The sequence below is a fragment of the Kitasatospora putterlickiae genome, assembly GCF_039527695.1.
In the GTDB taxonomy this organism is placed as follows: domain Bacteria; phylum Actinomycetota; class Actinomycetes; order Streptomycetales; family Streptomycetaceae; genus Kitasatospora; species Kitasatospora putterlickiae.
On the sequence record NZ_BAAAKJ010000029.1, the window covers coordinates 29233 to 33002 of the forward strand.

General features: G+C 71.3%; 2 protein-coding genes and 1 pseudogene. All 3 read left to right on the top strand.

Translation table 11 applies throughout. The annotated features are described in order from the left end of the window. Positions 1 to 214: 214 nt before the first annotated feature. The 3 genes and pseudogenes from secD to ABD308_RS03885 all read left to right on the top strand — a co-directional run bounded on the left by secD (position 215) and on the right by ABD308_RS03885 (position 3736). Positions 215 to 2054 (top strand): annotated as a pseudogene (gene secD / locus ABD308_RS03875) (protein translocase subunit SecD). Positions 2055 to 2058: 4 nt separating this feature from the next. Further along, positions 2059 to 3159 carry a protein translocase subunit SecF gene (gene secF / locus ABD308_RS03880; RefSeq protein ID WP_344325531.1) on the top strand — a complete coding sequence of 367 codons (1101 nt, stop codon included), beginning with the start codon at positions 2059 to 2061 and terminating at the stop codon, positions 3157 to 3159. A gap of 25 nt (positions 3160 to 3184) precedes the next feature. Then, positions 3185 to 3736 (top strand): adenine phosphoribosyltransferase, encoded by a 552-nt coding sequence (locus tag ABD308_RS03885; RefSeq protein ID WP_344325534.1) that lies wholly within the window; start codon positions 3185 to 3187, stop codon positions 3734 to 3736. Positions 3737 to 3770 lie beyond the last annotated feature (34 nt).

Below are 3770 nucleotides of genomic sequence, written 5' to 3' on the forward strand. Positions count from 1 at the left end.
TGTCGTTCAGCAAGGACGACGCCGCCACCGGTGAGGCGAAGGCCGAGGGCGGGGCTCCCGCGAGCAAGTAGTACGGCCGGGCACCCGCCCGTCCGCGCGGCGTTGTGCCGCGAGCCCACAGGACTCAGGGCCGCAGTCCGCCACCCCCCGCCCAGCCTCGCGCCGGGCGGGGGTCGGTGGGGGGAAGTGGCATGGACAGGGAGAAACGAGCAAGGTGGCAACACCCAAGTCGCGCCCGCGCGACGGTTACCCAGGGCGGGCGCTGGCCCTCATCCTGGTCGTCACCGTCGGACTGGTCGCCCTCATGTTCGGGACGGGCAACACCAAGCCCCGCCTCGGGATCGACCTCGCCGGCGGCACCAGCATCACCCTGAGCGCGAAGTCGACCGACCCCAAGGCGATCAACAGGTCCAACATGGACATCGCCACCGGGATCATCGAGCAGCGCGTCAACGGGATGGGTGTCTCCGAGGCGGAGGTCCAGACCCAGGGCGACCGCAACATCATCGTGAACATCCCCAAGGGCGGTGACAAGCAGAGCGCGGTCGACCAGGTCGGCACCACCGCGAAGCTGTACTTCCGCCCGGTCCTCGCCCTCGCCCCGAGCGGCCTCCAGGCCCCCGCGCCGACCGAGACCCCGTCGGCGGGCGCCACCGGCACCCCGAGCGCNNNCGTCCGGCACCCCGAGCGGGACCCCGGCCGCCACCGGCACGCCGAGCGCCGCCGCCGCGACCGGCACCCCGAGCGCGAGCGCCACCAAGCAGGGCCGTCCGGCCGGTGAGGCCCTCGCGGCCGACAACCCGACCACGCCCGCCGCCACTGGTGCCGCCGCCACCGGCACGCCGAGCGCCGCCGCCGACACCGGCGCCCCGACCCCCGCCGCGACCGACCCGGCCGCGACCCCGCAGGACCTCTCCGCGGCGATGACCCAGGGCAGCGTCCCGCCGGAGCTGGCCGCGCAGTTCGCCGCGCTGGACTGCTCCAAGCCGGAGCAGAACAAGAACTACCAGACCGCCGAGGGCGCGCCGACCGTCGCCTGCACCCAGAAGGACGAGGGCGGCATCTACTACAAGCTCGCCCTCGGCCCGGTCGCGGTCTTCGGTGCGGACGTCTCCAAGGCGCAGGCCACCATCGACACCCAGCAGGGCGGCGGCTGGCAGGTCCAGCTGCAGTTCAACAACAAGGGCACCGACGCCTTCACCGCCGTCACCGGCCAGCTGGCCACCCAGCCCGAGCCGGGCAACCAGTTCGCCATCGTGCTGGACGGCAAGGTCGTCTCCCACCCGTACGTGAAGAGCGCCATCCCCGGCGGCTCGGCCGTGATCTCCGGCAACTTCAAGCAGACCGAGGCGCAGAACCTCGCGAACGTGCTGAGCTTCGGCGCCCTGCCGCTGGAGTTCACCACCAGCGACGTCACCACCGTCTCCCCGCAGCTCGGCGGTGACCAGCTGAAGGCCGGTCTGGTCGCCGGCCTGATCGGCATGATCCTGGTGGTCGCCTACTCGCTGGTCTACTACCGGGGCCTGGGCCTGGTCTCGATCGCCGGTCTGCTCGTCTCGGCGGCGCTGACCTACTCGATCATGAGCCTGCTCGGCGCCGGCATCGGCTTCGCGCTGAACCTGCCGGCCGTCTGCGGCGCCATCGTCGCGATCGGCATCACCGCGGACTCCTTCATCGTGTACTTCGAGCGCATCCGCGACGAGGTCCGCGAGGGCGCTCCGCTGCGCCCGGCCGTCCAGCGGGCCTGGCCGCGGGCCCGGCGCACCATCCTGGTCTCGGACTTCGTGTCCTTCCTCTGCGCCGCCGTGCTCTACCTGGTCTCGGTCGGCAAGGTCCAGGGCTTCGCGTTCACGCTGGGCCTGACCACGGCGCTCGACGTCGTCGTCATCTTCCTGTTCACCAAGCCGCTGATCACGCTGCTGGCCCGCCGGAAGTTCTTCTCCGAGGGCAACCCGTGGTCCGGCCTGGACCCGAAGCGGCTGGGCGCCCGCCCGCCGCTGCGCAGCACCCGCCGTCGCACCCCCTCGTCCTCCGCCGCCGTGAAGGGGGCCTGACACCGTGTCGCGCTTCTCCAATCTGGGCCACAGGCTCTACCAGGGCGAGGTCAGCTTCGACTTCGTCGGCCGCCGCAAGCTCTGGTACAGCATCTCCGCGGTGATCGTCCTGGTCGCCGGGATCGGCCTGGCGATGGGCCTGCACCTGGGCATCGAGTTCAAGGGCGGCTCGGTCTACACCGTGACCAAGCCGGGGCTCTCGATCTCGCAGGCCCAGGAGGCGGTCGACAAGATCGTCTCCTCGCACCCGCTGGTGCAGTCGACCGACAGCGGCAAGGTCCGCATCCAGGTCTCCTCGGAGGACAAGACCACCTCCGCGGAGTTCACCGGCAAGCTCTCGCAGGAGCTCGGTGTCCCGGTCGGCGAGATCGAGGCCCAGGTGATCGGCCCCAGCTGGGGTGAACAGATCTCCAACAAGGCGCTCACCGGTCTGGTCATCTTCATGATCCTGGTGACGATCTATCTGGCGATCGCCTTCGAGTGGCGGATGGCGGTGGCCGCCCTGGTCGCCCTCATCCACGACCTCCTGATCACCATCGGCGTCTACGCCCTGGTGGGCTTCGAGGTCACCCCCGGTACGGTGATCGGCTTCCTGACCATCCTCGGTTACTCCCTCTACGACACGGTCGTCGTCTTCGACACCGTGAAGGAGAACACCAAGGACCTCACCAAGCAGAACAAGCTCACCTACAGCGAGGCGGCCAACGCGGGCCTCAACCAGACCCTGGTCCGCTCGCTCAACACCACCGTGGTCGCCCTGCTCCCGGTGGCGGCGCTGCTGTTCATCGGTGGCGGTCTGCTCGGCGCCGGCACCCTGAACGACATCTCGCTGGCGCTGTTCATCGGCCTCGCCGCCGGTGCCTACTCCTCGATCTGCGTCGCCACCCCGCTGCTCGCGCAGCTGAAGGAGGAGGCGCCGGACATGAAGGCCCTGGCCAAGCGGGTCGCCCAGCGCCGTGCCGCCGACGCCAAGGCCGCCGCGGCCAAGGAGGCCGGCGAGGCGGAGGAGATCGCCGACGAGGACCTGCCCGCGGGTATGGTCGGTCAGCGTGGCCGGACGGCCGGCACCGCGCGTGCCAAGGGCCGTCCGTCCACCAAGCGCTGACCCCCGCCGACCCTAAGGACCCTTCGTGACCACCGCCGACAACGCACTGGCCGAGCTGCTCACCAGCCGGATCCGGGACGTCCAGGACTACCCGAAGCCGGGCGTGCTGTTCAAGGACATCGCGCCGCTGCTCGCCGACGCCGAGGCCTTCGCCGCGCTCACCCGGGCACTGGCGGACCGGGCCGCGGAGCTCGGGGCCACCAAGGTGGTCGGCCTGGAGGCGCGCGGCTTCGTGCTGGCCGCCCCGGCGGCCTTCGCGGCCGGGGTCGGCTTCGTGCCGATCCGCAAGGAGGGCAAGCTGCCCGGCGAGGTGTTCCGCCGCTCGTACGAGCTGGAGTACGGCTCGGCGACGCTGGAGGTGCAGTGCGACGCCTTCGCGCCCGGTGAGCGGGTGCTGGTGGTGGACGACGTGCTCGCCACCGGCGGGACCATCGGGGCCTCGCTGGACCTGGTCAAGGAGGCCGGCGCGGAGCTGGCCGGCGTGGTCGTGCTGATGGAGCTGGGCTTCCTCGACGGCCGCGAGCGGCTGACCCCGCACCTGGGCGGCGCTCCCTTGGAGACGCTGGTCACGGTCTGAGTACGCACGACCCTGGCGGGCGGCGGCCGGAACA